At 66.9% G+C, this 4,901-nt stretch carries 2 protein-coding genes and 1 rRNA gene; 2 read left to right on the top strand and 1 reads right to left on the bottom strand.

Translation table 11 applies throughout. The features are described 5' to 3' along the window. Positions 1-81 precede the first annotated feature (81 nt). Both AC1DOM_RS16740 and AC1DOM_RS16735 read left to right on the top strand, forming a co-directional pair. Complete coding sequence (locus tag AC1DOM_RS16740; protein ID WP_498965345.1) at positions 82-1,503, top strand: Y-family DNA polymerase; 1,422 nt, start codon at positions 82-84, stop codon at positions 1,501-1,503. Then, positions 1,491-4,610, top strand: coding sequence for an error-prone DNA polymerase (locus AC1DOM_RS16735; RefSeq protein WP_498965343.1), 3,120 nt, complete (start codon positions 1,491-1,493; stop codon positions 4,608-4,610). Before AC1DOM_RS16740 ends, AC1DOM_RS16735 begins: the two co-directional genes overlap by 13 nt. Before the next feature lie 89 nt (positions 4,611-4,699). Here the strand turns inward: AC1DOM_RS16735 and rrf are convergent. Then, positions 4,700-4,812 (bottom strand): 5S ribosomal RNA (rrf, locus tag AC1DOM_RS16730). Positions 4,813-4,901 lie beyond the last annotated feature (89 nt).

Below are 4,901 nucleotides of genomic sequence, written 5' to 3'. Positions count from 1 at the left end.
GTGCTGAAGTGCCGCGGTGCGTTGGTGCCGCCTTCGCCGCTGCCCTTCCCCGCGACGTCGACGGCGGGATGAGGCCAGGCCATGCAGTGGGCGTGCGTATTGTTGCCGCAACTGGCGATGGACGGTGTCCTTCGCAGGATGGAAGCGCCCGATGCGGCGGCGATCGCGCTCGTCGAGGGGCCGGCGCAGAAGCGCACCTTGCATTCGGTGACGCCGGCGGCGCGCATGCTCGGTTTGCGCCCCGGCTTGTCGCTCGCCGCGGCGCAGGCGCTGAGCACGCATTTCCAGGCGGTCGACCACGATCCCGATGCGGTCGAACGCGAGCGCGATTTGCTCGCGGCGTGGGCGTACCGCTTCAGTTCGCAGGTGAGCACGGACCTGCCGCACGCGTTGTTGCTCGAAGTCGGGCATAGCCTGCGTTTGTTCGGCCCGTGGCCGCGGCTGGAAGCGCGCATGCGCGAAGAGTTGCGCGCACTCGGCTTCCGGCATCGCATCGTCGCCGCGCCCAATCCGCATGCGGCGCGGGTGTTGGCCAACGTCCACGACGGGCTTGCGATCGACGAACACACATTGGGCAATGCGCTCGGGCAGTTGCCGATCGAACGCAGCGGCTTGCCGCAGCCGGTGGCCTTCGCGCTCTCGCGCATGGGCCTGCGCGAATTGCGGCAGGTATTCGCCTTGCCGCGCGATGCGCTCGCGCGTCGCTTCCCCAGGGCGGTGCTCGACCATCTGGATGCGTTGCGCGGCGATCGCATCGCGCCGCTGCATTGCTACATGCCGCCGGATCGGTTCGAAGGCCGCATCGAATTCGAAACCGACGTCGAATCCAGCCAGGCCTTGTTGTTTCCGTTGCGGCGGTTGGCGCAGGATCTGTCGGCGTTCCTCGCCGGGCGCGATGGCGGCGTGCAGCGTTACACGCTGGTGCTCGAGCACGAGCGCTGCGAGGACAGCACGGTGCCCGTCGGCCTGCTCACGCCGCAACGCGAGGCGAACATGTTGTTCGAACTCGGGCGCGGGCGCCTGGAACAGGCGCGTTTGCCTGCGCCGGTGCGCGGGTTCCGGCTCGTTGCGGACGAGTTGCCGCCGTTCGTGCCCGCGGCGCCGGATCTGTTCGAAACGCGCGCGCAGCAGGACGTACCGTGGCCGCAATTGCGCGAACGTTTGCGCGCACGCCTGGGCGACGAAGCCGTGCACGGGATCGGCCATGCGCCGGAACATCGGCCGGAACGACACACGATGGCGGGCAAGCCGGTGCAGGACGCGCGTCCGCGTCCCGGTTGGTTGCTGCCGCATGTGATGCCGTTGCGCGACCACGCGCTGTGCGTGCTCGCCGGTCCCGAACGCATCGAAAGCGGCTGGTGGGATGGCGGCGATGTCCGCCGCGATTACTACCTCGTCGAAACCTCGCTCGGACAACGCGCCTGGGCGTTCTGCGCCGCGGGCGAACCGGTGGATCCTGGCCCCGCGCCTTCGCACCTGATGCTGCATGGATGGTTCGCATGAGCCGCCTGCCGGCCTATGCGGAGTTGCACTGCCTGTCGAACTTCAGCTTCCAGCGCGGTGCATCGAGCGCGCGGGAGTTGTTCGATCGTGCGAAGCAGCAAGGCTATGCCGCGCTCGCGATCACCGACGAGTGCACGCTGGCCGGCATCGTGCGGGCGCTCGAAGCGTCCGAAGCGACGGGCGTTCCGTTGATCGTCGGCAGTGAGATGCAGGTCGAAGATGGGCCGAAGTGCGTGTTGTTGGTGGAAACGCAGGCGGGCTATCGGCGTTTGTGCGAGTTGATCACCGCGGCGCGCCGGCGTGCCGACAAGGGGACGTACCGGTTGCTGCGCGACGATTTCGAAGCTGCGCCGCTCGATGGGTTGCTGGCGTTGTGGGTGCCACGACTGGATGGGCGCGAGGCCGAGGACGCCGCGTGGTTGCGGGCGCGGTTTCCCGATCGCGCGTGGCTGGCGGTGCATCTGCATCGCGGGCCGGACGATGCGGGGCGATTGGAGGCGCTGCGCGCGTTGTCGGAGGCGACCGCCTTGCCGATGGTCGCGTGCGGCGATGTCCACATGCATGTTCGCGGCCGGCGCGCATTGCAGGACACGATGACGGCGATCCGGCTGCACACCACGCTCGCGCAGGCCGGGCGCGCGTTGTTTCCCAATGGCGAGCGCCATCTGCGCACGCGGCAGGCGCTCTGCGCGATCCATCCGCCGGAACTGCTCGCGCAGGCGGTACTCGTCGCGCAGCGCTGCACCTTCAACCTGCGGCAACTGGCGTACACCTATCCGCACGAACTCGTGCCCGCGGGCAGGACGGCGCGCGAATGGTTGCGGGAACTCGTCGAAGACGGCATCCAGGCGCGATGGGCGAAAGCGAATTCGACCGAGCACGAGCGTGCCAAGGCGCGCGAGTTGATCGAGAAGGAGCTGACGATCATCGGGCGGCTCGGATACGAGTCGTACTTCCTCACCGTGCACGACATCGTGCGCTTCGCGCGCAGCCGCGACATCCTGTGCCAGGGGCGCGGGTCGGCCGCCAATTCCGCCGTTTGTTACGCGCTCGGCATCACCGAGCTGCAGCCGGGGGTGATGGAGATGTTGTTCGAGCGTTTCGTGTCGGAGGAGCGCAACGAGCCGCCCGACATCGACGTCGACTTCGAACACGAGCGCCGCGAGGAAGTGCTGCAGTACGTATTCGAACGTTATGGACGCGGGCGTGCAGCGCTTGCGGCGGTGGTCATCCGTTATCGCGGGCGCAGCGCGGTACGCGACGTGGCGCGCGTGCTCGGCCTGCCGCCGGACCAGGTCGACGAGATCGCCAAGACGATGGATCGCTGGAACAGCGACGTGCCGATGCCCGATCACCTGCGCGACCACGGGTTCGATCCGGAGTCGCCGCTGTTGCGGCGCGTGCTGGCGATCGCGGGCGATTTGCTGGGGTTCCCGCGGCACCTGTCGCAGCATCCGGGCGGGTTCGTGATTTCCGAACATCCCTTGTCGACGCTCGTGCCGGTCGAAAACGCGGCGATGGACGATCGCACGGTCATCCAGTGGGACAAGGACGACCTGGACGTGATGAAGCTGCTGAAGGTCGATTGCCTCGCGCTCGGCATGCTCACGTGCGTGCACAAGACCTTCGACCTGCTGCGCGCAAGCGGGCGGCGCGACATCGGGCTCGACGATATTCCGCAAGGCGATGAAGCGACGTACGCGATGATCCGCAAGGCCGATACGGTCGGGACGTTCCAGATCGAATCGCGCGCGCAGATGGCGATGCTGCCGCGGCTGAAACCGCGCGTGTTCTACGACCTGGTGGTGCAGGTGGCCATCGTGCGGCCCGGGCCCATCCAGGGCGACATGGTGCATCCCTACCTGCGCCGGCGGAATGGCGAGGAACCGGTGACCTATCCGTCGGAGGCCTTGCGCGAAGTGTTCAGGCGCACGCTCGGCGTGCCGCTGTTCCAGGAACAGGTGATGCAGCTGGCGATCGTCGCGGCCGACTACACGCCCGGCGAAGCCGACCAGCTGCGTCGATCGATGGCCGCGTGGAAGCGTTACGGTGGCATGGAACACCATCGGCAGAAGATCATCGCCGGCATGTTGCGCAACGGCTACACCAGCGCGTTCGCCGAGCAGATCTTCGAGCAGATCAAGGGGTTCGGCAGTTACGGTTTCCCGGAATCGCACGCGGCGAGTTTTGCGTTGATCGCGTATTCGAGTTCGTGGCTGAAGTGCCACGAACCGGCGGCCTTCGCCGCGGCCCTGATCAATTCGCAGCCGATGGGGTTCTACGCGCCGAGCCAGATCGTGCAGGACGTGCGGCGGCACAACGTGATCGTGCGGCCGGTCGACGTGCGTTACAGCGATTGGGATTGCACGCTCGAACCCTTGGGCGAGGCGGCGTCGCAGCCTGCGCTGCGGTTGGGGATGCGCATGGTGGATGGATTCCGCCAGGCCGATGCGGAGCGGATCACGGCGGCACGGGGAACGGCGGCATTCGCGGATGTCACCGATCTATGCGTGCGCGGCGAACTCGATGCGCGTGCGCGCGGTTTGCTCGCCGACGCCGGTGCCTTGCGAGCGCTCGCGGGACATCGCCACAAGGCGCGTTGGGCGGCCGCGGGCGTGGAGGCGCAGCGCCCCTTGTTCGATGCGATCGGCTCGACGCCGGAGAAGATGGTGGCATTGCCGCTTCCCACCGCCGACGAGGAAATGCGGACGGACTACGCGATGACGGGGCTGACGCTCGGCAAACATCCCTTGCAGTTGTTGCGATCGAAATTGCGCGCGCGGCGTTTCCGGCGTTCGTCCGAGTTGCGCGCGATGCCGCACGGCCGGAATGTTTCCTTCGCTGGCTTGGTGACCTTGCGCCAGCGGCCCGAAACCGCGAGCGGCGTGACGTTCCTGACGCTCGAGGACGAGGATGGCCTGGTCAATGTCGTGGTGTGGCGGCAGATCGCCGATGCGCAACGGCGGCCTTTGCTGGAGTCGCACTTGCTCGCGGTCGAAGGACGCCTGGAATCGAAGGACGGCGTGCAGCACCTGATCGCGAAGCGGTTGACGAACCTGGCGACGTTGCTGGGGCCGCTCGATGCGACGTCGCGGGACTTCAGGTAACTCGAGGAAACCTCGATCGGGTTACTCCGTGCGTGTTCGTTTCGCCCAAAGAAAAACCCCGCCATTGCTGGCGGGGTTTGGGTATAAGGCCCTGGCGATGACCTACTCTTGCATGCGGATGCACACTACCATCGGCGCGGCTGCGTTTCACTTCCGAGTTCGGAATGGGATCGGGTGGTGCCACAGCGCTATTGTCACCAGGGAGAGGGTGGAGGGTCGCGGTTCAATCGAAGGGATTGATCGCGCTCACGCTCTCAAGGGGTGGGACGTAGCGAGTTTTGGTGGAGCTTA

This window comes from Lysobacter sp. P5_B12, from assembly GCF_056400425.1.
This window is presented reverse-complemented; position numbering and strand designations above follow the sequence as displayed.